Annotated in this window: 23 protein-coding genes and 1 tRNA gene; 8 read left to right on the top strand and 16 right to left on the bottom strand. The window is 42.0% G+C overall.

The annotated features are described in order from the left end of the window. Nucleotides 1–37: 37 nt before the first annotated feature. Both EMP01_RS07410 and EMP01_RS07405 read right to left on the bottom strand, forming a co-directional pair. The gene (locus EMP01_RS07410) at nucleotides 38–1,549 is read right to left on the bottom strand and encodes an NAD(P)H-hydrate dehydratase (RefSeq protein ID WP_129020874.1); all 1,512 of its coding nucleotides are present in this window, start codon (nucleotides 1,547–1,549) and stop codon (nucleotides 38–40) included. Between the two features lie 94 nt (nucleotides 1,550–1,643). Next, the gene (locus EMP01_RS07405; RefSeq protein WP_129020873.1) at nucleotides 1,644–2,840 is read right to left on the bottom strand and encodes a C1 family peptidase; all 1,197 of its coding nucleotides are present in this window, start codon (nucleotides 2,838–2,840) and stop codon (nucleotides 1,644–1,646) included. A 119-nt stretch (nucleotides 2,841–2,959) separates the two neighbouring features. Between EMP01_RS07405 and EMP01_RS07400 the strand changes: the two genes are divergently transcribed. Both EMP01_RS07400 and EMP01_RS07395 read left to right on the top strand, forming a co-directional pair. Continuing rightward, on the top strand, nucleotides 2,960–3,847 hold the full coding sequence (locus EMP01_RS07400) for a TIGR01777 family oxidoreductase (RefSeq protein WP_129020872.1): 888 nt from the start codon (nucleotides 2,960–2,962) through the stop codon (nucleotides 3,845–3,847). A 109-nt stretch (nucleotides 3,848–3,956) separates the two neighbouring features. Further along, nucleotides 3,957–5,186: an NADP-dependent isocitrate dehydrogenase gene (locus tag EMP01_RS07395; RefSeq protein WP_129020871.1), complete on the top strand. Its 1,230-nt coding sequence runs from the start codon at nucleotides 3,957–3,959 to the stop codon at nucleotides 5,184–5,186. A 53-nt stretch (nucleotides 5,187–5,239) separates the two neighbouring features. Here the strand turns inward: EMP01_RS07395 and EMP01_RS07390 are convergent, their stop codons facing one another. From EMP01_RS07390 to rfbC, 7 genes are all read right to left on the bottom strand, one after another. Next, a complete protein-coding gene (locus tag EMP01_RS07390) occupies nucleotides 5,240–5,632 on the bottom strand; it encodes a hypothetical protein (protein WP_129020870.1) in 393 nt (130 codons plus the stop codon). Nucleotides 5,633–5,644: 12 nt separating this feature from the next. Then, the gene (locus EMP01_RS07385; protein WP_129020869.1) at nucleotides 5,645–6,514 is read right to left on the bottom strand and encodes a DUF4349 domain-containing protein; all 870 of its coding nucleotides are present in this window, start codon (nucleotides 6,512–6,514) and stop codon (nucleotides 5,645–5,647) included. Nucleotides 6,515–6,648: 134 nt separating this feature from the next. Further along, complete coding sequence (gene ribH / locus EMP01_RS07380; RefSeq protein WP_129020868.1) at nucleotides 6,649–7,152, bottom strand: 6,7-dimethyl-8-ribityllumazine synthase; 504 nt, start codon at nucleotides 7,150–7,152, stop codon at nucleotides 6,649–6,651. Nucleotides 7,153–7,164: 12 nt separating this feature from the next. Beyond that, nucleotides 7,165–7,752, bottom strand: coding sequence for a dephospho-CoA kinase (gene coaE / locus EMP01_RS07375; RefSeq protein ID WP_129020867.1), 588 nt, complete (start codon nucleotides 7,750–7,752; stop codon nucleotides 7,165–7,167). 81 nt (nucleotides 7,753–7,833) lie between these two features. Then, nucleotides 7,834–8,178, bottom strand: coding sequence for a preprotein translocase subunit YajC (gene yajC / locus EMP01_RS07370; RefSeq protein WP_129020866.1), 345 nt, complete (start codon nucleotides 8,176–8,178; stop codon nucleotides 7,834–7,836). Between the two features lie 66 nt (nucleotides 8,179–8,244). Further along, nucleotides 8,245–8,706 carry a pantetheine-phosphate adenylyltransferase gene (gene coaD / locus EMP01_RS07365; protein WP_129020865.1) on the bottom strand — a complete coding sequence of 154 codons (462 nt, stop codon included), beginning with the start codon at nucleotides 8,704–8,706 and terminating at the stop codon, nucleotides 8,245–8,247. A 19-nt stretch (nucleotides 8,707–8,725) separates the two neighbouring features. Next, complete coding sequence (gene rfbC / locus EMP01_RS07360; protein WP_129020864.1) at nucleotides 8,726–9,262, bottom strand: dTDP-4-dehydrorhamnose 3,5-epimerase; 537 nt, start codon at nucleotides 9,260–9,262, stop codon at nucleotides 8,726–8,728. Nucleotides 9,263–9,426: 164 nt separating this feature from the next. On the opposite strand from rfbC, the gene EMP01_RS07355 reads away from it, so the two are divergent. Next, entirely contained in the window at nucleotides 9,427–9,723 is a 297-nt protein-coding gene (locus EMP01_RS07355; RefSeq protein ID WP_129020863.1) for a hypothetical protein, read from the top strand. A 71-nt stretch (nucleotides 9,724–9,794) separates the two neighbouring features. Here EMP01_RS07355 and EMP01_RS07350 read toward each other — a convergent pair whose 3' ends face one another. Beyond that, nucleotides 9,795–11,330 carry a YifB family Mg chelatase-like AAA ATPase gene (locus EMP01_RS07350; RefSeq protein WP_129020862.1) on the bottom strand — a complete coding sequence of 512 codons (1,536 nt, stop codon included), beginning with the start codon at nucleotides 11,328–11,330 and terminating at the stop codon, nucleotides 9,795–9,797. 203 nt (nucleotides 11,331–11,533) lie between these two features. Between EMP01_RS07350 and EMP01_RS07345 the strand changes: the two genes are divergently transcribed. Together EMP01_RS07345 and EMP01_RS07340 are read left to right on the top strand one after the other, a co-directional pair. Next, nucleotides 11,534–12,631: a 2Fe-2S iron-sulfur cluster-binding protein gene (locus tag EMP01_RS07345; RefSeq protein ID WP_129020861.1), complete on the top strand. Its 1,098-nt coding sequence runs from the start codon at nucleotides 11,534–11,536 to the stop codon at nucleotides 12,629–12,631. Nucleotides 12,632–12,713: 82 nt separating this feature from the next. Then, a tRNA-Arg gene (locus EMP01_RS07340) sits at nucleotides 12,714–12,787 on the top strand. 276 nt (nucleotides 12,788–13,063) lie between these two features. Here EMP01_RS07340 and EMP01_RS07335 read toward each other — a convergent pair. Then, nucleotides 13,064–13,999, bottom strand: coding sequence for a glycosyltransferase family 2 protein (locus tag EMP01_RS07335; RefSeq protein WP_129020860.1), 936 nt, complete (start codon nucleotides 13,997–13,999; stop codon nucleotides 13,064–13,066). A gap of 80 nt (nucleotides 14,000–14,079) precedes the next feature. Then, nucleotides 14,080–14,286 (bottom strand): hypothetical protein, encoded by a 207-nt coding sequence (locus tag EMP01_RS07330; RefSeq protein ID WP_129020859.1) that lies wholly within the window; start codon nucleotides 14,284–14,286, stop codon nucleotides 14,080–14,082. A gap of 209 nt (nucleotides 14,287–14,495) precedes the next feature. Here EMP01_RS07330 and EMP01_RS07325 point away from each other — a divergent pair, with 209 nt between their 5' ends. The 3 genes from EMP01_RS07325 to EMP01_RS07315 are packed head-to-tail and all read left to right on the top strand — an operon-like array spanning nucleotide 14,496 to nucleotide 16,159. Further along, entirely contained in the window at nucleotides 14,496–15,128 is a 633-nt protein-coding gene (locus EMP01_RS07325) for a LolA family protein (protein WP_129020858.1), read from the top strand. After that, nucleotides 15,106–15,798 carry a hypothetical protein gene (locus tag EMP01_RS07320; RefSeq protein WP_129020857.1) on the top strand — a complete coding sequence of 231 codons (693 nt, stop codon included), beginning with the start codon at nucleotides 15,106–15,108 and terminating at the stop codon, nucleotides 15,796–15,798. Before EMP01_RS07325 ends, EMP01_RS07320 begins: the two co-directional genes overlap by 23 nt. Next, complete coding sequence (locus tag EMP01_RS07315; RefSeq protein ID WP_129020856.1) at nucleotides 15,782–16,159, top strand: hotdog family protein; 378 nt, start codon at nucleotides 15,782–15,784, stop codon at nucleotides 16,157–16,159. Before EMP01_RS07320 ends, EMP01_RS07315 begins: the two co-directional genes overlap by 17 nt. A gap of 120 nt (nucleotides 16,160–16,279) precedes the next feature. On the opposite strand, the gene EMP01_RS07310 is transcribed toward EMP01_RS07315, so the two are convergent. From EMP01_RS07310 to dprA, 4 genes are all read right to left on the bottom strand, one after another. Next, nucleotides 16,280–17,671 (bottom strand): sugar transferase, encoded by a 1,392-nt coding sequence (locus tag EMP01_RS07310; RefSeq protein WP_237559509.1) that lies wholly within the window; start codon nucleotides 17,669–17,671, stop codon nucleotides 16,280–16,282. A gap of 44 nt (nucleotides 17,672–17,715) precedes the next feature. Continuing rightward, entirely contained in the window at nucleotides 17,716–18,558 is an 843-nt protein-coding gene (locus tag EMP01_RS07305) for a Gfo/Idh/MocA family oxidoreductase (protein ID WP_129020854.1), read from the bottom strand. Between the two features lie 85 nt (nucleotides 18,559–18,643). Then, nucleotides 18,644–19,348, bottom strand: coding sequence for a RadC family protein (radC, locus tag EMP01_RS07300; protein WP_129020853.1), 705 nt, complete (start codon nucleotides 19,346–19,348; stop codon nucleotides 18,644–18,646). A 5-nt stretch (nucleotides 19,349–19,353) separates the two neighbouring features. Beyond that, nucleotides 19,354–20,463, bottom strand: a complete 1,110-nt coding sequence (dprA, locus tag EMP01_RS07295) for a DNA-processing protein DprA (protein WP_129020852.1) — start codon at nucleotides 20,461–20,463, stop codon at nucleotides 19,354–19,356. Nucleotides 20,464–20,486: the final 23 nt, after the last annotated feature.

Raw genomic sequence — 20,486 nt, 5'->3', positions numbered from 1 at the left:
TATACTGCGCGCTTTTTATGTGTATACTAACAATGAGCTATCCTTTGGGATGCAACTCCATCAAGGCTTTGGGCAGATAAGCGATCAGATCGCCGGCAATAAGGCTTTCCATACCCAGATCGCGGCGAGCCAGGTCTCCGGCACGTCCATGTACCCATACGCCCATTATGGCAGCCACTTCCGGGCTGTACTCCTGGGCCAGTAAACCAGCAATAATGCCTGAAAGCACATCTCCGCTGCCAGCAGTAGCCATACCAGGATTGCCACTACTGTTGAAGTATGTACGGCCATCAGGCAGTACAATTGCTGTATGTGCGCCCTTAATCATCACGATCAGTTTATATTGCTGGGCAAACATCCGGGTACGATACCATTTATCAAAGTCATTGTCCCAGCTGCCGATCAGCCGCTCCAGCTCTTTGGGATGCGGGGTAAGGATACTGTAAGCCGGTACAGAACGAAGTAGCTCCGGATGCATAGAGAGGATGTTCAATCCATCGGCATCAATAACCAGTGGCGGCATTACCGCATATTCATCTCGCAGCCATTTAGCCAGTGCAGCTACTGTTTCATGCTCCTGTCCTATGCCCATACCTATGGCAATGGCCGCATACTTTTTGGCCCGGGGCAGATCGGTAATGCAATCCAGCGCAGGATCGGTAAGCACCATAGCTTCAGGAAAGGCCGTCTGCAAAATGGCATAACCGCATTGCGGTGTATAGGCAGTAACCAGTCCGCAACCCGCACGCAGCGCAGCTTTGCTGCTCAATACAATGGAGCCTATTTTACCGTAGCTTCCCCCCGCAACCAGCACATGCCCGTACGTCCCTTTATGGCTGAAGTGCTCCCTGGATTTCCAGTGTCGTTGCAGCATAGCAGGACTGATATACTCGTACGGTAATTCTTCGCGATTCACTACATCATCAGCAAGTTGTATATCGACAACTTTCATTGCACCTACCCGCTCCTGGTTTTCGGGAAACAGTAATGCTATTTTAGGTGCATGGAATGTATAGGTATAATCTGCATGTACGACCGGGGCAGCCTCCGGCGTATGCTCATCGGGCAACAAGCCAGATGGCAGGTCTACAGAGACTACAGTTGCTGCAGTATTGATCATATCGATCAATGGTTGCCAGTCAGCATCCAGTGTATGCTGCAAGCCGTAGCCAAAGAGACAATCAATAAGGATGGCAGCATCTGGTATGCGCCAGCGATCCTGCTTGCGAAAGAAATGAATGGGTATGGCCAGGTCGCTGAGCAGCTTCTGGTTATGAAAATTATCTTTGGAGTACTTGTTGTCTTCCAGCAGGTAGACCAATACTTTACGTTGGGCTTTGTACAATATCCGGGCTATGGCCAGGCCATCTCCACCGTTATTGCCTTTGCCGCAGATGAGTACAAAGGGCTTCTCCTCAGAAAAGCGCAACAGCAATTTTTTAACTACAGCCTGTGCGGCCCGTTCCATCAATTCCCAGGAACTGATTTGCTGCACCTGTACTGTATGCTCATCTACTCTCTTCATTTGTGCTGCAGTATAGATAAACATCTGCCCCTCCTTTTTACTACAAATTTACGGTAGATACTGCATAAAAAAGCGCGGGGAATATACCCCGCGCTTTAAGCAATTTATCAAAACCTGATTAAGGTTGTACTTTTTGCATAATTGATGCAGGTACACCTTTTTTATTCAGCAGGATGCTTGTGGTTTTATACTGTACGTATGCTTTGGATACGTGCAGGAATCCTTTATAATCGTTATCCTCACCCCATGAGTTTTTCACGATATAGTACTCCTTACCGTTCTGGTCTTTAGACATACCTACGATGTGCATACCATGGTCATCAGTTGTAGCCTGATTGTCCAGCCCTTGCTGACGCAGTTCAGGAGTGATGTTCATTTCTTTTTTCACGGTAGCGAACAAAGCTTCTTTATCTTCTTTCTTCATACGCTTAGCATCCATAAACTGAGCGCTATCCGGAACGAATGCTACACCATTAGGCCAGCTGAAGTAAGGCTCAGATACATCTGCACCCCATGCAATCGTATAACCGCTTTTCAGTGCGTTATCGATCACAGCAGTCATGTCTGTCATAGGAATGTTGTTGATCCACTGGAAAGACCAGTTATCCGGAACCATCATCATTGCTTTTTCCCAGTACGGGGTATTGGTCTGAGAGATGAATTCGATATAATCATTAGCGTTCAGTCCTACTACTTCGTTTGCGAAGGTTTTCGGAGTATATGATTTGCCCTCGTAAGTGAATGTTTGTGGCACTGCACCCAGGTAACCGTCTAAGGCACTGTTTACCACGTTTTTCCAAACCGGAGAGATTGTACCGTTTTTATTGGCTACCACACCTTTCAGGATGCCCTCAATTACCGCTTGCATTTCACCGAAATTGTTGCGGGTAGCACCGTTCTGTAAACCAGAGTACGCCTCTTTAGGCATTGCACCGTATTTACCATACAGGTGTATCACATCATGCGCTTCACCACCATCGCCCCAACCGATGTTACCGCTCATGCGTACATAGGTTTCCGCTTTATCTTCATATTGTTTCCTGGCGTGGAAGATTTTAGACAATTGTACCGGCTTGCGACCTGCTTTGATCATTTCTGATTCCAGGAAAGAACCTGTGGAATAACTCCAGCAAGTACCTGAACTACCCTGGTTTTCTACAGGAGTACGATCCAGATTGATAACATCTGTAAATTTATACGCTTTCTTTTTCGCGTCGATCTTTGTACCGCTAGCTGTTTTTACCAGATTGTCCTGTGCCTGTGCCGCTTGCATCATGCAAGCAATAGCTACAATGCTTAATGTGATTTTTTTCATTATAAAAATTAAATAATTGCAATTTTAGCCAACAAATATAGTTAATATAAAAACAATATAGTTGCGGGTATCCACATCATTGAATAACTTTATTTTTCATGACTAATCTCCCATAAACTATGGCAAAAGTTATACTGGCCGGCGGATCCGGATTTATAGGCCACTACCTCAAAAAGAAATTTACCTCGGAAGGCCACCAGGTATTGATTATATCGCGTAACTCCTCGGAAGGGCATACCGCCTGGTCTGACCATAAAGCTTTGCTGGAGGCGCTGGAGCAGAGCTGGCTGCTGATAAATCTTGCCGGAAAATCGGTCAACTGCAGGCATACTGAAGCCAACAAAAAGGCTATTCTAGAAAGTCGTACCCGCACAACGGCGACGCTCAATGAGCTGGTACGCCAGTGTAAGCAACCACCTCAATTCTGGTTCAATGCCAGTGGTGCAGCCTATTACAAGGATTCAGAAGAGAAGATGATGACGGAAACAGATTATGAACCGGGCACATCTTTTATGGCTGAGGTCAGTGAGCAGTGGGAGCAGGCCTTATTTGCACATGAAATGTATCATACCAAACGTATTGCGATGCGCACGGCAGTAGTTATGGGTAAAGGTGGTGGCCCGCTGAAGCCCTTAAGTACCCTGGCAAGACTGGGTCTGGGTGGCACCCAGGGGAGCGGCCGGCAGATGGTGAGCTGGATTCATATTGAGGACTACTACCAGATCATCCGTTTTCTTGCGAATAAGGGTGATATTGAAGGTCCTATCAACTTTGCGGCTCCGGAGCCCGTCAATAACAGGGTATTTATGAAAACGATGCGCCAGGCGGTACATATGCCTGTAGGCCTGCCAGCACCCGGGTTTGCCATAAATATCGGTGCACGTATTATCGGCACCGAGCCGGAACTCTTGCTGGCCAGTAGCAATGTTATTTCGGCACGGTTGCAGCATGCCGGATTCCGGTTTAACTACCCCAGCCTTTCCGCTGCGCTAAATAATCTTTTATAAGACTTATGTGAACATATGGTCATTTATAGGGCAAGGTGCACACCTTTCAATTGATTTTACTATTTTCGCCAATAGTTTTTTAAAACCGACATAATAAAATCAATAACAAATGAGTTCAAAAATTAAAGTAGCCAACCCGGTTGTGGAATTAGACGGTGATGAAATGACCCGGATTATCTGGAAGTTCATCAAGGATAAACTGATTTTACCTTACCTGGAAGTTGATATTAAATATTATGACCTGGGTATGGAGCATCGTGATGCTACCGATGACCAGGTAACTGTTGATGCGGCTAATGCAATTAAAGAATATGGTGTAGGTATTAAATGTGCTACCATTACTCCGGATGAACAACGTGTACAGGAGTTTAACCTGAAGCAAATGTGGAAGTCTCCTAACGGAACGATCCGTAACATCCTTGATGGTACTGTATTCCGTGAGCCTATCGTTTGTGAAAACGTTCCGCGCCTGGTTCCGAACTGGACTGCTCCGATCTGTATCGGTCGTCACGCATTCGGCGATCAGTACCGCGCTACTGATTTCGTAACTAAAGGTAAGGGTAAACTGACAGTTAAATTTGAAGGTGAAGATGGTACTGTTCAGGAATATGAAGTATACAATTTCAAAGGTGATGGCGTAGCACTGACTATGTACAACACTGACGAAAGTATCATGGGTTTTGCCCGTTCTTGCTTCAACCAGGCATTAAGCAAAAAATGGCCTCTGTACCTGTCTACTAAAAATACAATCCTTAAAAAATATGATGGTCGTTTCAAAGATATCTTTGAAGAGATTTATCAAAATGAATTCAAAACTCAGTTTGAAGCTGCTGGTATTACTTATGAGCATCGCCTGATCGATGACATGGTTGCTTCTGCACTGAAATGGAACGGTAACTTTGTTTGGGCTTGTAAAAACTACGACGGTGACGTTCAGTCTGATACCGTAGCTCAAGGTTTCGGTTCTCTGGGTCTGATGACTTCCACACTGGTTACTCCTGATGGAAAAACCATGGAAGCTGAAGCGGCACACGGTACTGTAACACGTCACTATCGTGAGCACCAGAAAGGTAACCCGACGTCTACTAACCCGATCGCATCTATCTTCGCTTGGACCAGAGGTCTGGAATTCAGAGGTAAACTGGATAACAACCAGGAGCTGATCAACTTCTGTCATGCACTGGAAGCGGTTTGTATCGAAACTGTAGAAAGCGGCAAAATGACTAAAGATCTGGCTGTATGTATCTATGGCAACAAAGTGAATCACGGTGAGCACTACCTGTACACTGAAGAATTCCTGGATGCTCTGGATCAAAACCTGAAAGCAAAACTGGCTTAATTCAATCCGGTTTTCATCATAAAAAAGGCTCGCAGATTGCGAGCCTTTTTTGCTTAACGTACCAGGTAATAGGTATATCCATTCCCAGCGAGCAATACGGTATCTCCCCGCTTTTGTATGACTACAGGCTCGGCCTTGTCATCTGCATTAAAAATCCATAAAGAGTCCTGTTTACGGGTATATTTCATCGCCTCTGTAGTGATACTGTCTTTGCTGTGCAGGATCATTTTAAGGCTATCCTGTTCAAAGCGCATACTATCCGGAAAAGCGCCTACCAGGGCCATTACCAGCAAACCCATATCTGCACTGCTGTCTGTAGTTTTCAGGTCAGTTACTTTCCAATCGCCCAACAGGGTATTTTTACTTTTAGGCGGGTCATATACACAGGAAGCAGCTACAATATTCAATCCTGCAACGATAGCCAGGTATTTCATTATATTTTTCATGATCAGATATATTTAAGATTTAACAGCAGGTTTTACGGTTCTGTATTTTCTCACAACAACTAATACTACTCCACCGATCAGTATAAAGACCCACAGGTTAGCGATACCAATCAGCAGCTGTTTGATCAGCCACCAGCCATTCTGCATTGCGCCCTTCAGCTGATCTCCGAAGTGTGGTTTTACCATATTATCAATATTCGGAATGAGGGTTATTGTTACCTTTTTAGGCTGGTACAGGTCAACGGTAAGTGTTGCATAGCGCACCTGGTCATTAATACTGAGGTTCTCCAGTTTACGGTTTATATTCTGTTCCGTTTTTGCATCTATATAGTCAACATTATCGACATTTTTAGGAGCGAGATTATTTGCTTTAGAAGCATCCTGTTTTAATTTATTGCCGACATACTGCAACGTAAAGTCTTCCAGTGAAAGGTTGCGGCTGTTGATAAACTCAGACTGGGCAACCAGCACATTCATAAAGGTGTCCAGGTATTGCACAGGTACTTTCAGGGTCAGTGTAGATGTGGGTACGTAAGTCTGTATTTCTTTCAGGGAGTCGTTTGTAAAGGCTTGCGTGTATGTACCCTCTTCCCTGTTTTCCAGTTTAGAGTTCATCACTATGCCCCCTACTTCTTTGGTCACACGCTCCAGTTGTGTGGTAGCAGCCAGCACATCTTTTACGCGGGAACGGACATCGGCCTTTTTGGCCATTTTGCGCTCATCATTATTAATTCCGTCTGATGTCACAGAAGGTTCGGAAGTAGCATTCGCCGCCACTTCGGATTGTGCTCCGGTTTCGTTTTCCATAGAAGGAGCACGTCGGCAGGAAGCAAGACAGGAGCCGGCTATAGTCAGGGCCAGCAGTACTTTAATCGTTTTCATATCAGATTTCTTGGTTATGCTTTTTATGCTCCAAAACGAGAAAAGGTAATCCTGCTTAACAAAAAATTTACAAATCACCACATCAAAAAAGACCAGCAAATTGCTGGTCTTTTTTGATGCTATTTAAGGCTGGATCAGTCCTCCAGCTCATTCTTCATGTGAATCATTTTTAATGCCGCGATCATCGCTTCCTCACCTTTATGACCATGCACTCCGCCTAAGCGTTCCCAGGCCTGAGCATCATTATCCAGCGTTAATACACCGAAAATAACCGGGATCGGCAGGCTAAGGTTCAGCTGCAGAATACCTTCTGTTACGGCTTTGCACACATAGTCAAAATGTGGCGTACCGCCGCGGATCACCGCTCCGAATGCAATAATCGCATTAGGTCCGTCAGCATCATTGATCGTTTGCTCATACAATGCTTTACAGGCATAAGGTATCTCGAAACAGCCCGGCACTTTCACCAGGTTAGAAATAGTATTTCCCGTCTGCTCGGCAATGCGCTTTGCCCCGGCAATCTGCTCATTAATGATTGCATCGTTCCATTCGGTATATACGATACCTACCTTACCGTTTCTCAGGTGCATAATCTCGGATAGATCCAGCAGTGTATTGCTGTCTGATGATAAAGCCATAGCTATAATATCTTATTTTGTTTGTTCTAAAAATTGATGGTGCAAATGTAAGACTTGTTCGATTAAAGAATGACTGCCGTCATTGTATATTACAAAATCACAGCGGCTCATTTTTTCTTCCTCATTCATCTGCTTGTCGATACGCTTCAGTATGGCATCACGTGTAGCTCCATCGCGCTTCATGGCCCGCTCTATACGCTGCTCTAAGGGGCTGAACACTCCGATCATATAATCCATATCTGTATAGCTGCCACTTTCAAAAAACAGGGCAGCTTCTTTGAGTACATATGGGGCATGTTGCTGCTCCATCCATGCAGTTCCAAATTGTTTAACCGCTGGATGCACGATACCGTTAAGCCGGTTCAGGTGCGCAGGATCATTAAATACCAGTTGGGAAAGAAAGGCCCGGTTTAACTGACCAGCATCAAAGACTTCTTCTCCGAAAGCTTCGATCAGGTCCAGTCGTACTTTATCATTCTCTGCCATAAGTTGCTTTGCAAAAGCATCCGCATCCAGCACAGGTATACCTAATGTCTGAAAGATGCGTGCCACTATACTTTTCCCGGAGCCGATGCCCCCGGTTATTCCTATTTTAAGCATAAGGTAAAGTTACTTATTTCCGCCAAACAAAGACGCCGGAATCCCTATGGATTCCGGCGTCTGAAATTGTTTTCGAATTAATTAAGAAACAACTTTAGCAGTAGTATCTGCACCAGTTTTCTTCAGGTATGCATTGGTCATTTCCATTGATACTGCCTGGCGTTCTACTGTAATATTGGTATTTCTGTCGATTTCGATCGTTAAAGTACCATCATCATTAGTGCGGACAATGCGACCGTGAATACCGGAAGTCATTACTACTTTTTCACCTGCCACTAATTTTTCAGCAAATAATTTTTGCTCTTTGGCTTTCTTTTGTTGAGGGCGGATCATGAAGAAGTACATCACTACAATCATACCGATCATGAAAATCGGCATAAATGCGCCACCCGGTTGTTGTGCTTGTAACAAAACGTTTGTTATCATAAAACTTATTTTTTTCTTTGCGAAGTGCAAAGGTAATTAAAATAACATCAATAAAGTGCTAAATTCTTATTTGTCCCAACGCACTTCAGGGGGTAAAAACTGCGATACATCTCCGTGGTGTCGGATCACATCGCGCACCAGCGTAGAGGATACGGTAGAGTACTCTGGAGAGCTGGTGAGGAATATGGTTTCTACATTTTTGCTCAGCATACGGTTCATATCTGCAATACCCTTTTCATACTCAAAATCGCTTACATAGCGGATTCCTCTCAGGATAAACTGAGCATCAAACTGCTTGCAGAAATCAATGGTCAGACCTTCATACGGGGCTACTGATACACTGGGGGTATCTTTAAAAATCTCCTGTATCCAGCTTACACGCTGCTCTACAGAAAACATGGGTTGCTTGGTAGAATTAAGCCCGATACCGATTACTATTTTATCAAATAAAGGGATGGAGCGTTTGATTACATCCACATGGCCCAGTGTAATGGGATCAAATGTACCGGGAAAAACGGCTATACGCATAATATTATTTTATATTTATTTAGAATGGGCTTTCAAATTCATTAAAGGCAACAAAAGAACGGTCACGCTCTGATACTATAGGAAGAGTGCAGTCCCAGTCAATACCTAAGGTATCAAACCGAATACCGGTATCGCTTTGAGGGTGATATACAGAGGAGACCAGGTAATAGGTGATGCTATCCTGCTCCAGGGATTTAAATCCGTGTGCGAAGCCTTCCGGAATATAGAAAGCCTGGTGATTGGCTTCGGACAATACTCTTGCTTCGTACTGGCCGTATGTTGCCGAACCTTTACGCAGGTCAACAATAACATCCAGTATGGCTCCTTTAGGACAAAAAACAACTTTGGCATGCTGGTGCGGTGGCAGCTGGAAATGCATACCCCTGATCACATCTTTTTCTGAATAGGAGAAGTAGCTCTCTTTCAGCTCAAAGGAAATGCCATTCTGTTCAAATAAATCATTGTGGAATGTTTTGACAAAACTGCCCCGGTTGTCCAGAAAGCGGGGTAAAGTGATCAGCTGTACATCAGCCAATGATAATGGGGTAAATTCCATTCCGGTTGTTTTTGAGTTGTCAAAAATAAATATTTATCATGGCCCGGCCAATGTATATTTCAGTGGTTTTATGATTTTTTTCACTTCTGCTAATAAACCTTTAGAAACAGACCGGGTCTTATATTCCAGAAAAAGCTTACTAACTTATTTTAAACTTTAATTTTATGAAAGGCAAAGTATTAGGATTAATCGCACTATTAACGATCATTTTCAGCTTAAGCACAATTGATGCCAATGCACAATACAGAGGCAGACATCATCATCGTCACCATCGTGTATTACCCCCTCCTCCACCACCACCGCGTGTAGTGATCCATCATGGCTACCATCCACGTCCTGTCGTGGTACACCAGAGAAGAGCGGCTATACACCACAGACGTATGGCTGAGAGACACAGAAGAGCCGCAATGCATCATAGAAGAGAAGCACAACGTGCAAGATATTATGGCCACTACCGTTAATCGGTATTTGAACAATAAAACTAGAATTCAGAAGATAAAAAATAGCCATTGGTGTTCCAATGGCTATTTTTTTATCCTGCCCAATGTTCCCGGTCCAGGCTTCGAAACTGTATGGCTTCTGCAATATGCTCGGCCTTTATGTTCTGGGTACCTTCCAGATCGGCGATGGTACGGGCTACTTTCAGGATACGATCGTAGGCTCTTGCAGAAAGGCTTAACTTTTTCATAGCCACTTTCAGGAGATTGGCACTAACCATATCCAGTACACAATATTCCTGCAACTGTTTATTGCTCATCTGCGCATTGCAATACACATCAGTGCCTTCAAATCTCGCGGTCTGTACCTCCCTGGCACGAATCACTCGTTCCCGGATGGTATCGCTGGATACGGCCATACGATCTGCAGATAGTTCTTCGTAAGGCACCGGCGTAACCTCTACATGCAGGTCTATACGATCCAGTAATGGTCCGGAAATTTTATTCAGGTATTTCTGTACCATTTGCGGTGGACAGGTACATTCTTTATCAGGATGGTTATAATACCCGCAGGGGCAGGGATTCATAGAGGCCACCAGCATAAAGCTTGCCGGATAGTCGATGCTTACCTTTGCCCGGGCAATAGTTACCCTACGTTCCTCCATCGGTTGCCGCATAACTTCCAGTACTGACCGTTTGAACTCCGGCAATTCGTCCAGGAATAATACGCCATTATGTGCAAGCGAAATCTCACCTGGTTGCGGATTGCCTCCTCCCCCGATAAGGCCCGCATCTGATATGGTATGGTGCGGACTTCTGAACGGCCTGTGGGCTATAAGCGAGGCATGCTCGGGTAATTTACCAGCAACGGAATGAATCTTGGTTGTCTCCAGTGCTTCATGCAAAGTGATTGGGGGCAAAATAGAGGGCAACCTCCTGGCAAGCATAGTCTTTCCCGCACCGGGAGGACCTATGAGGATTACATTATGTCCGCCGGCTGCGGCGATCTCCATTGCTCTTTTAATATTCTCCTGCCCTTTGACTTCATTAAAATCATAGATAAAGTCTTCCTGAGCCTTTGCAAATTCCGCTCGGGTATCCACCACGGTTGGTTTTAAGGTTGAACGCTGCTCCAGGATCTCAATCACTTCTTTTAAAGTACTTGCTCCATACACTTCCAGGTTATTGACCATGGCTGCTTCACGGGCATTCTGTACTGGTACGATCATTCCTTTAAACCCTTCCTGCCGGGCCTGTATTGCCATGGGCAAAGTCCCTTTAACCGGTCGGAGTGTACCATCCAGCTGTAACTCTCCCATGATCACATATGAAGCTAACAAAGAGGAAGTCAATTGCTCTGTAGCGGCCAGCATGCCGATGGCAATCGGAAGATCGTAGGCAGAACCGGCTTTTCTGATATCTGCCGGGGCCATATTGATGACCATTTTATAACGTGGACTTTTGTAATCATTATTTTTAAAAGCAGAGAGGATGCGATCTACACTTTCTTTTACAGCATTGTCCGGCAATCCGACAATAAAATACCCGCTGCCGGGAATAGTGTCGACTTCTATAGTTATGGTCATTGCAGATACGCCATAGACGGCGCTGCCAAATAGCTTTACTAACATATCTTGATTACTTGGTCGCAATTTATCACTATTCCGGACAATTCTGCTCCTGGGCAAAAAAATCTATATTGTGTATCAGGCAACTATTTTTTTCCCGACAAAGTAAACTGCAATATGCTTGCTTTGTTCTGTAAAATCTATCCAATCCTGTCTCTGTAAAAAATATGTAAAATTCAGTTGCTTTTGCTTAAATTTGCGCCATTATGTCTACATTACAATTCCACGATTTAGTCGTAAAAGATATCCGCCAGGAAACCCCGGATTGCGTATCCATTGCACTGGAAGTTCCTGAATCTATACAATCTGCATTTGACTATCTGCCTGGCCAATACCTGACATTCAAGACTATTATTGACGGACAGGAAGTAAGACGCTCTTACTCTATCTGCTCCGGAAAATGTGATAACGAGCTGCGTGTAGCCGTAAAGCGCGTAGTGCCGGAAGGGAAATTCAGTTCCTGGGCTAACAATGTGCTTAAGGTAGGAGACACACTGGCGACTATGCCGCCGCTTGGAAAATTCACACCAAAATCTTCTGATAAAACAAACAGAAACTATCTTGCTTTTGCAGCGGGTAGTGGTATTACGCCTATCATGAGTATCATGAAGGATGTATTATATAACGAGCCGGAAAGTACCTTCACGTTAATATTCGGTAACTACAATCGTAGTTCCATTATTTTTAAAGAAGAGCTGGAAGCACTGAAAAACCGCTTCATGAACCGTCTGCGCCTGTTCCACGTATTTGATCGTGAACTGCAGGAAGCTGAGATGTTCAACGGTATGATTACGGTTGAGAAGGTGAGATCTTTCAGTAATAAGCTTATTAACTTTAATACGATTGATGATATTTTCATCTGTGGGCCGGAGCCAATGATCATTGCGCTGAAGGATTATTTCCTCAATGAGATGAAGAAGCCTGAAGACAGTGTTTATTTTGAATTGTTCTCTTCTCCTGACCAGCCTAAAACGGTTAATAAAGAATGGGAAGCGAAGCAGCAACAAATCGACAGAAGCAAACTGAGCCGTGTTACGGTACGCCTCGATGGTTCTGCATTTGATATGGATCTGCCATATGGTGGTGAAAATATACTGGATGCTGCGTTACAACATGGTGGGGACTTGCCATATGCCTGTAAAGGTGGTGTGTGCTGTACCTGTAAAGCGAAGCTGATAGAAGGTGAGGTAGACATGGAAGTGAATTATGGTCTGGAGCCTGATGAAATTGCAAACAACTTTATCCTTACCTGCCAGGCGCATCCGAGAAGTGAGCGTGTAGTAGTCGATTTCGACATTAAATAATTTAGAAATTCATTTTGTTTATTTCATAAACAATCCTTATTTTTGCAACCCGTCACTAACACAGTGTTTGTTAGTACAGGATGGACCGGTAGCTCAGCTGGATAGAGCATCAGCCTTCTAAGCTGAGGGTCATTGGTTCGAATCCAATCCGGTTCACAAAAAGCCTTCCACATAGTGGAAGGCTTTTCTTTTTCAGATCAATTTTGAAAAGGCTTCTTTTCAAAAGCGTCAAAGTAAAGCTTCGATGCATTCCAAACTATAATAATGTAATAAAGAAAGCTGTCCCCTTCCAGACAGCCTACTGTTTTCATCTACACAATCTCAATGTAAATTCCCTGCTTACTTAAACAGTTACTGATGGCAGATGAAGATAATACCCCACAACTACACGAGGCACTCATTTAGAGTGCCTCGTACGTTTATTTTCACAGCTTATGCTTTGCCGATTAATTTATAATTTTTAAACCCTCCCAGGGTTCTGCCTCCCAAAATGCTATTTTCTATGAAATTAATTATTCTGTATTTCAGTTTAAATTTCTTCCTCATATTTGAAGTGGGGGCTCCGGTATACTGCAGTATATCTCCCCAATCCATATTCTTGATGCGGGATTCCATCAATTTGGGATGCTGGCCTTTAAATAAGGGGAAGTAACTCAGGTTACCATACTCATATAGCTCCGTTTTAAAATGTTCGGCTACTGTTCCATCATGCATGGTTTTCTGCTCTACAATTTTCTTTCCTATTTTCCGGGGATCCCTGCTCCATCCATAATGATACATATATGCATCAATCTGTAAGCAATTAAGTTTGCGTGTACCTTCTTTCTTTCCGTAACTGATTCCGTCAAAATCTGTTATACTACGAAATGACTGTGCATCTTTCCAGGAATGTATCTCCGGCAGATTGCGGACAATCCGCACTTCTTTCGGATAGGCAAAGTGCAGCGCATCTATATAATGGTCATAGTTACCGTAGAAATGAACGTACTTAAACACAAAACCCTCTACCCTGCTATCATTCAGATACTGCGCACAGGCATTCCTGATTGCCTCATAGCCATTTTCATGCAGTACTTCATCTGCCTGTATATATATGCACCAGTCTCCGCTGCAGGCTTTTAATGCCAGATCCGTTTGCTGTGCATAGATATTTCCATCTGCATTAAACGTTTTTGTATCCCATTCTGTATTAATAATCTTTAGCTTGGGAGAATTGATTGACTTTACCAGGTCTGCAGTGTTGTCCTGACTGTCTCCCATTACAACAATAAACTCATCCACAAGCGGTAATACCGAACTGAGACTCTCGATTATCGGAAAGTCATATATTGTTGCATTGCGAATTATTGTGAATCCGCTGATCTTCATAAAAGAATATTTTTTGAAGGGCAAAGGTAATAGTATTATACCGTTCAATCATTATTCAGATACATTCAAAGAACATAGTTTTATTCAAAGCTGGCCATATGGTTCAGCATCAGCATAATCATTGCGGGTGTCTGCCGTACATGAATTCTGTCTCCGAGGTGGTTTATGATGCATGTTTTTATAGCCGCAAGCGGGTTTGCATTGATCAACCAGAAAGACATTATATTCTGAATATTCAAAGCATATGTCATTCCATTTTCGAGATTGAGTTTTATAAACCTTTCCATATCACATCGTTTTAGTACTAACAAATTTATAATAACAATTCAATAACTAAAAGTTAATATAATCATTATGTTAATATCACAATACCTCAACCAGCACTTAAACGATGTGCCTTCAATTCAATCAAAGTATACGATGGAACGTTTATTAAATATCTAACAACTATTCCTGTATCATTTCCTTTATTTTTGCAATTCATTTATACACAGATATGAAGATTTCCAAAGTATTATTAACGCTTGCAGCAGTTTTGAGTATACATATCAGCCATGCACAGTTCAGCCCCGTGGCCAATCCGGCCAGTGTGCAACAGGTACTGGCAGGTAATGCGGCCAAAACACAGACCATCAGCAGTGATTTTACTCAGATCAAGAATATGAAAATGCTGAATGACAAGGTCAGTTCCAAAGGCAAATTCTATTTCAAACAGCAGGATAAAGTGCGCATTGAGTATACACAACCATTTCAGTACCTGCTGGTGATGAGTGGCGGAATGATTACGGTTAAAGAGAATGGCAAGGTATCTAAAATCAATACGCGCAATAGCCTTACCATGCAATCGGTAAATCGGGTTATGATGGATTGTATGCGGGGGACGGTATTCAGTAATAAGGATTTTTCGGTAAAAGCATTAGCTTCTACCTCTCAATATTTATTGAAATTGAGTCCGGTAAATGCTTCTATGAAAAGCCTGTTTAAACAAATTGATGTCTATATCAATAAAGCGGACAATAATGTAAGTAAGCTTGTGATGACTGAAAACAATGGTGATTATACCGAAATGGTCTTTTCTAATAAGAAATTAAACACAGCTCTTTCTGATGCGTTATTTTCTGTACGTTAGTCTGCTCTGCTTGCTTTCATCCTGCAGGGTAAGAGAGTACCAGAAGGCTGTAAAAGCTCCGGAAGTGGTCCAAAATATGTTTTCGGACCAGTCAAAATCATACCAACCAGTATTCGATAAGGTATTATACAACTGTGTAGTAGATGGCAAGACGCCTTTGGGCAAGCGCTATCATCTGAGCGGGCTGCTTTTTATCAAGCAACTGGAAGAAGGGAAAAGAGTTGTATTTCAAAACCAGATGGGTATTACCTATTTCGATTTTGGCTGGGACAATAATGGCAATTTCTCTGTGCATAATATTATGCCACAGATGGATAAAGCCCCACTGATCAAAACGCTGAAAAAGGATTTTGAGTTGCTGCTCTTTTATAACCTGCCACAAAAAAGCAGTGGTGTATATGTATTACCAAAATATCCTGAAGATCATTATCTTAAATTTGATTTGAGTAAAGGTTTTGTCTATTATATCTTTGATCAGCAGCAGCTGCTGAATCGCATAGAGAATGCCGATGATCGCAAAAAAGTAACTATTATGAAGACTAGCCCTACAAAAACAGGGAATCTGCCGGAAACGATTCATATCAATCATCTTAAGGCTAATTTCACTATCCAGTTACAGCAATTGAACACTAATAATTTACAAACAACAGAAGATGTTATTACAGAGTAAGTTTTATACTATAAAATCCTTTGCTGTTGAAGAACAGGATATACAGGCCATTATCAATATTAATCCCGCACATGGCATCTTCGAAGGGCACTTTCCGGGGCAACCGGTAGTACCTGGAGTATGTATGATACAGATCATTAAGGAGTTGACCGGGCAACATTTAACGGCAACACTTAAACTTAATTCGGCCTCACAGGTGAAATTTTTGCAGCTATTGGTTCCGGAGGCAGATCAAGACATTCAGGTACAGATCAGCATCAAAAATGCGGAGGAAGGAGAATACAGCATTGCTGCAAGTTTATTACAATCCGGCAAAGCCATTATGAAAATGAATGGACGGTTCTCTACTGCAATACAATAAGAAATGTTTTCTTGAACCGGCTATAAATATAATAGGGACACGATCATGATCGTGTCCCTATTATATTTATAGCAAAATTCATTTTAGCATTTATGCAATTGTCTTTTGCAAAAGCCCTTTCTATTTTCCCCTACCCTGAAACAGTACAATAAGGGTAAAAATCATAATCTTAAAATCCAGCATCAAAGAGCAGTTCTCTACATAAAGCAGGTCATATTTCATGCGCTCAATCATCTGGCTCACATTCTCAGCATAACCAAATTTCACCATGCCCCAGGAGGTAATACCAGGTTTCACACGATGCAGAAAACGATAGTGCGGATGAGTCTGGGTAATGATATCAATAAAATGCTTTCGTTCTGGTCTTGGTCCTACCAGCGACATGTCTCCTTTCAATACATTAAAGAACTGAGGTAATTCATCAAAACGCCATTTGCGCATAATCTTACCCCAGGGAGTAATACGTTTATCATTATCACTGGATAGTGCAGGTCCGTTCACCTCTGAATCGGTATACATGGAACGGAACTTAAGGATATAAAATGGAGCTCCATTAAGTCCGATACGCTCCTGCTTATACAATATCGGTCCTTGTGAGGAACGACGTACCATAATAATATTAAGCATATACAGCGGGCTCAGAATGAAAATGGCAAAAACTGCAGCAATTACATCAATCGTTCTTTTGAGTACTTTCTGCCAGTTGGGAATCAGCTCAGGCGATATACTGAGCATAACATTATCAAAAACGTTAGACGTACGTACAGAACCAGAAATAATATCATACAGCTCCGGCATTACCTTTACTTCTATAGGTCTATAACTCAGTTTTACCAGGATGTTTTCAATTAATCTGCGCTCCGAGGCTTCTAATGCAACGACTGCTTCTTCCACCTTATGCTCATCAATAATACGTTCAATATCATTTATGACGCCCAGGTAAGGTAGGTTAGGAATAATCTTTTCATCATTTAACTCATGTCCATCAGCACTCACCAGGCCTACGATTTTGTGCCCTATAATCTTGGGATTATCAATAAGCTGGCGGTATACTGAGTTAGCCTTTCCATTACTACCTATTATGATGGTATTTACCCAAACCTTCTGATCAACCAATTGTTGTTTGGTACGGCCAAAATAATAGGTGCGTACAAACAATAATACCAATAAGTGTACAAGGAAATACCATGCCGTTATTTCAAAAAAGTATTTAAAACTACCTGTATCATCTGCAAATATATACAGCCCGATAAGGGTAACTCCAATAAAGGCGCTAATTACACTACGAAACATCTCCTGCAGCCTTGATTTCTTAAAGACATCAAAGTAAGTACCGGAAAGCCAATATATAATAAGCCAAAAGACGGGTATAATAAGGATAGTGAGTAAATAATCTCTTGGAGAGAATATATCACTGTAATAAATATCAGGGAAATCTTTTTTTAATATTCTATGTCTGTGAAACCAGAAGACTATCCACGCCAATACAGCGGTAAAATAATCTAATACCACTAACACCCTCAATGCAGTTATTCTTTTCTTATTGAGATCCAATCTTAAGATTCTATTTGTTTTACAATTTCTGAGGCCAGCTCTACAGAATTTATGGCATCAAATATAGTCACTTTCGTAACGTTATCCTGCTGAATATCAGAAATAAATGAATTTAATGCCGCATTTACTGCTTCTTCCGGGATATAATGATGTTTATCCTGTATAACTTCTATTTCAGAAACATAGCCTATACCATATAACGACAAAATATGCTCCAATCGTATTGCACTACTGTTAAATAATATATCTCCGATTGCTCCATTATCAAATTGCATACGGATATTTACCAGGTCCTTGATATTATCTTCTACAGCAACGCTGTTTGCAAATATTTTGCGCACATGTGATTTAAGTAATTTCAATACTATATCAATGTGATTATTGACCAGTTTCTGCCACTCCAGCATCAGATCTCCCGCCTGATAGGCACATTTGATATCAATAAATTTCAATGGAGCTGAGTGCAAATCAGGTTGCAATTCTTTTAAGAATCTCAGGTATAATCCAACCTGACATTTAATCTTTGCCTCCTGAATAAGCTTTGCTATATGCTGCAGAGAAGGTGCATCTAAAACAAAAGGATTGTGCAGGAACAAATGCTTCTGAAAATGAATAGCCTCATAAATGTGCTCAATTTGCTGAGCTTCTTCAGAAACAATATCAATTATATCAACAGCCTGGGCAAGCTTGGAAAATTCAATAAAGTTGTAGAAACCAGGAATAGTATCAGAGCTATGATTAATAGCAAGATGATATCCAACCACTTGCACACAGCCAACCATCCCCCATTGTTTAATACGGGACAAAACGTTTTCCTTATTTCCAACTATTCCAACCTTTAGCATAATACCAAGACTTTATGCAAAATACAGCATAGTAAAATTTATTCTTAGTTTTAGGCATAAAAGTTATCCCCCGAAAATCCACAACTTATAATAATCCCTGATCGGCAAAACTAAAATACCCCTGATCAGATATAATCAAATGATCAATCAATTGGATATCAAATAACTGACAGGCAGCTTTGACTTTCTGAGTGGTATTCTTATCAGAAACAGATGGTTTCAGATTACCTGAAGGATGGTTATGCGCAATAATTATCTTGGTAGCCAGGTGTTGCAGCGCATTACGCATAATAATCCTTATATCAACAATAGTCGATGTCAGGCCACCTGAACTGAGAAATTCCTGGCAAACAATCGAGTTGGCATGATTGAGGTATAACACAAACATTTTTTCCTGCTCCAGGTCTTTAAGTAAGGGCACTAAAAACACTGCAGCCTCACTACTGGATTGAATAATTTTTCGTGCCAATACATCATTATATTGCCTCCTTTTGCCTAATTCCAGGGCTGCAACTAGGGTTACAGCCTTCGCTGGTCCAATACCTTTGAATTCTTCTAATTGTTTAACCTGCAATTTTCCAAGTAAGTGTAAATTATCCTCTGCCTTTCTCAGAATCGCACGAGCAAGATCTACAGCAGAAAATGCCTGATGCCCACTTCCTAATAGTATGGCAATCAATTCTGCATCAGATAAAGCCGCTGCACCTTTTGAGATCAGTTTTTCCCTGGGCTTATCATCATTTTTCCAATCTTTAATGGATATACTTTTCGCCTTAGATGTATCTTCCATAAGAACTATGCACAGTTTAGTTTGTAGCGTTTTCCTGGCAAGACGGTTACGATATCCTGAAATTCCAACTGAAGTAATAAATTAGCCAGCTGGCTATCATCTATTCCGCTTTTTAATTGCAGTTCATCAATATGCATTGTATTCTTGTATCCAATCAAGTCGATTATTTTATGCTCCGTCTCATTACAATGATTAAATAATCGTTGCTGTATACTCCTGGCTGAAGTAATATGCTCATCATTCCAGTTCATTAACTGCAATACATCTTCCAGTTCTGTTACCAGGTGAGCCATTTGTGTTTTAATCAGGTAATTGCACCCTGAAGATCGTGCATCCTGGGCCCTGCCTGGGATAGCCATCACATCTCTGTTATATCCCACCGCAAGTTTAGCAGTGATCATAGCACCACCTTTTACATCAGTTTCTACAACAATCGTCGCATCTGTCATACCGGCAACAATACGATTACGCATAGGAAAATGCTGGCGTTCCGGAATTGTTTGTGACTTAAACTCAGTGATCAGTCCTCCCTTCTCAATCATTTCAGAAGCCATACGCTCATGTACATTAGGATAAATGCGATCTAAACCATGAGCGAGTACACCTATAGTTGGCATCTCGTTTTTCAGTGCCTGATTATGAGCCACACTATCTATTCCATAAGCCATTCCACTAACAATGGTTACATTATATGGTTTAAGTGCATCAACTATGTATTGTGTCCATTCTTTTCCATACGCGGTCAGCATCCGCGATCCGACTATGGCGAGTTGCCGTTGACTGTTCAGCGCGGCTTCATTTCCTTTAAAAAATATCAAATAGGGGGCATCTGGAATACTACGCAACTTTTGTGGATAGCGCTCATCCAAAATCGAAATCGGAATAATTTCATTTCTGAGCATAAAGTCCAGTTCATTTTCAATACTGGCATCATTTTCAGAACAGGAGAGAATATTACGAGCCTTGGTTGTACCGAGTAGTGTACTAAGCTCCTTAAAGGATGCACCAAAAATTGCTTGCGCGTTGAGGAAATGATTTAATAATTGGGTGGCATAGGCATCCCCTATACCTTCTATCATACCCAATTGTAACAGGGAATAGGTTTCGGTATTCATTGGTTTTAGTTTTCACCAATAAA

It is taken from the genome of Edaphocola flava, from assembly GCF_004118155.1.
GTDB lineage: Bacteria > Bacteroidota > Bacteroidia > Chitinophagales > Chitinophagaceae > Edaphocola > Edaphocola flava.
This window is presented reverse-complemented; position numbering and strand designations above follow the sequence as displayed.

Excerpts from the sequence above, each read along its gene's own strand:
- EMP01_RS07410 (WP_129020874.1), bottom strand. The coding sequence starts at position 1,549 with ATGTTTATCTATACTGCAGCACAAATGAAGAGAGTAGATGAGCATACA.
- EMP01_RS07405 (WP_129020873.1), bottom strand. The coding sequence starts at position 2,840 with ATGAAAAAAATCACATTAAGCATTGTAGCTATTGCTTGCATGATGCAA.
- EMP01_RS07400 (WP_129020872.1), top strand. The coding sequence starts at position 2,960 with ATGGCAAAAGTTATACTGGCCGGCGGATCCGGATTTATAGGCCACTAC.
- EMP01_RS07395 (WP_129020871.1), top strand. The coding sequence starts at position 3,957 with ATGAGTTCAAAAATTAAAGTAGCCAACCCGGTTGTGGAATTAGACGGT.
- EMP01_RS07390 (WP_129020870.1), bottom strand. The coding sequence starts at position 5,632 with ATGAAAAATATAATGAAATACCTGGCTATCGTTGCAGGATTGAATATT.
- EMP01_RS07385 (WP_129020869.1), bottom strand. The coding sequence starts at position 6,514 with ATGAAAACGATTAAAGTACTGCTGGCCCTGACTATAGCCGGCTCCTGT.
- ribH (WP_129020868.1), bottom strand. The coding sequence starts at position 7,152 with ATGGCTTTATCATCAGACAGCAATACACTGCTGGATCTATCCGAGATT.
- coaE (WP_129020867.1), bottom strand. The coding sequence starts at position 7,752 with ATGCTTAAAATAGGAATAACCGGGGGCATCGGCTCCGGGAAAAGTATA.
- yajC (WP_129020866.1), bottom strand. The coding sequence starts at position 8,178 with ATGATAACAAACGTTTTGTTACAAGCACAACAACCGGGTGGCGCATTT.
- coaD (WP_129020865.1), bottom strand. The coding sequence starts at position 8,706 with ATGCGTATAGCCGTTTTTCCCGGTACATTTGATCCCATTACACTGGGC.
- rfbC (WP_129020864.1), bottom strand. The coding sequence starts at position 9,262 with ATGGAATTTACCCCATTATCATTGGCTGATGTACAGCTGATCACTTTA.
- EMP01_RS07355 (WP_129020863.1), top strand. The coding sequence starts at position 9,427 with ATGAAAGGCAAAGTATTAGGATTAATCGCACTATTAACGATCATTTTC.
- EMP01_RS07350 (WP_129020862.1), bottom strand. The coding sequence starts at position 11,330 with ATGTTAGTAAAGCTATTTGGCAGCGCCGTCTATGGCGTATCTGCAATG.
- EMP01_RS07345 (WP_129020861.1), top strand. The coding sequence starts at position 11,534 with ATGTCTACATTACAATTCCACGATTTAGTCGTAAAAGATATCCGCCAG.
- EMP01_RS07335 (WP_129020860.1), bottom strand. The coding sequence starts at position 13,999 with ATGAAGATCAGCGGATTCACAATAATTCGCAATGCAACAATATATGAC.
- EMP01_RS07330 (WP_129020859.1), bottom strand. The coding sequence starts at position 14,286 with ATGGAAAGGTTTATAAAACTCAATCTCGAAAATGGAATGACATATGCT.
- EMP01_RS07325 (WP_129020858.1), top strand. The coding sequence starts at position 14,496 with ATGAAGATTTCCAAAGTATTATTAACGCTTGCAGCAGTTTTGAGTATA.
- EMP01_RS07320 (WP_129020857.1), top strand. The coding sequence starts at position 15,106 with ATGCGTTATTTTCTGTACGTTAGTCTGCTCTGCTTGCTTTCATCCTGC.
- EMP01_RS07315 (WP_129020856.1), top strand. The coding sequence starts at position 15,782 with ATGTTATTACAGAGTAAGTTTTATACTATAAAATCCTTTGCTGTTGAA.
- EMP01_RS07305 (WP_129020854.1), bottom strand. The coding sequence starts at position 18,558 with ATGCTAAAGGTTGGAATAGTTGGAAATAAGGAAAACGTTTTGTCCCGT.
- radC (WP_129020853.1), bottom strand. The coding sequence starts at position 19,348 with ATGGAAGATACATCTAAGGCGAAAAGTATATCCATTAAAGATTGGAAA.
- dprA (WP_129020852.1), bottom strand. The coding sequence starts at position 20,463 with ATGAATACCGAAACCTATTCCCTGTTACAATTGGGTATGATAGAAGGT.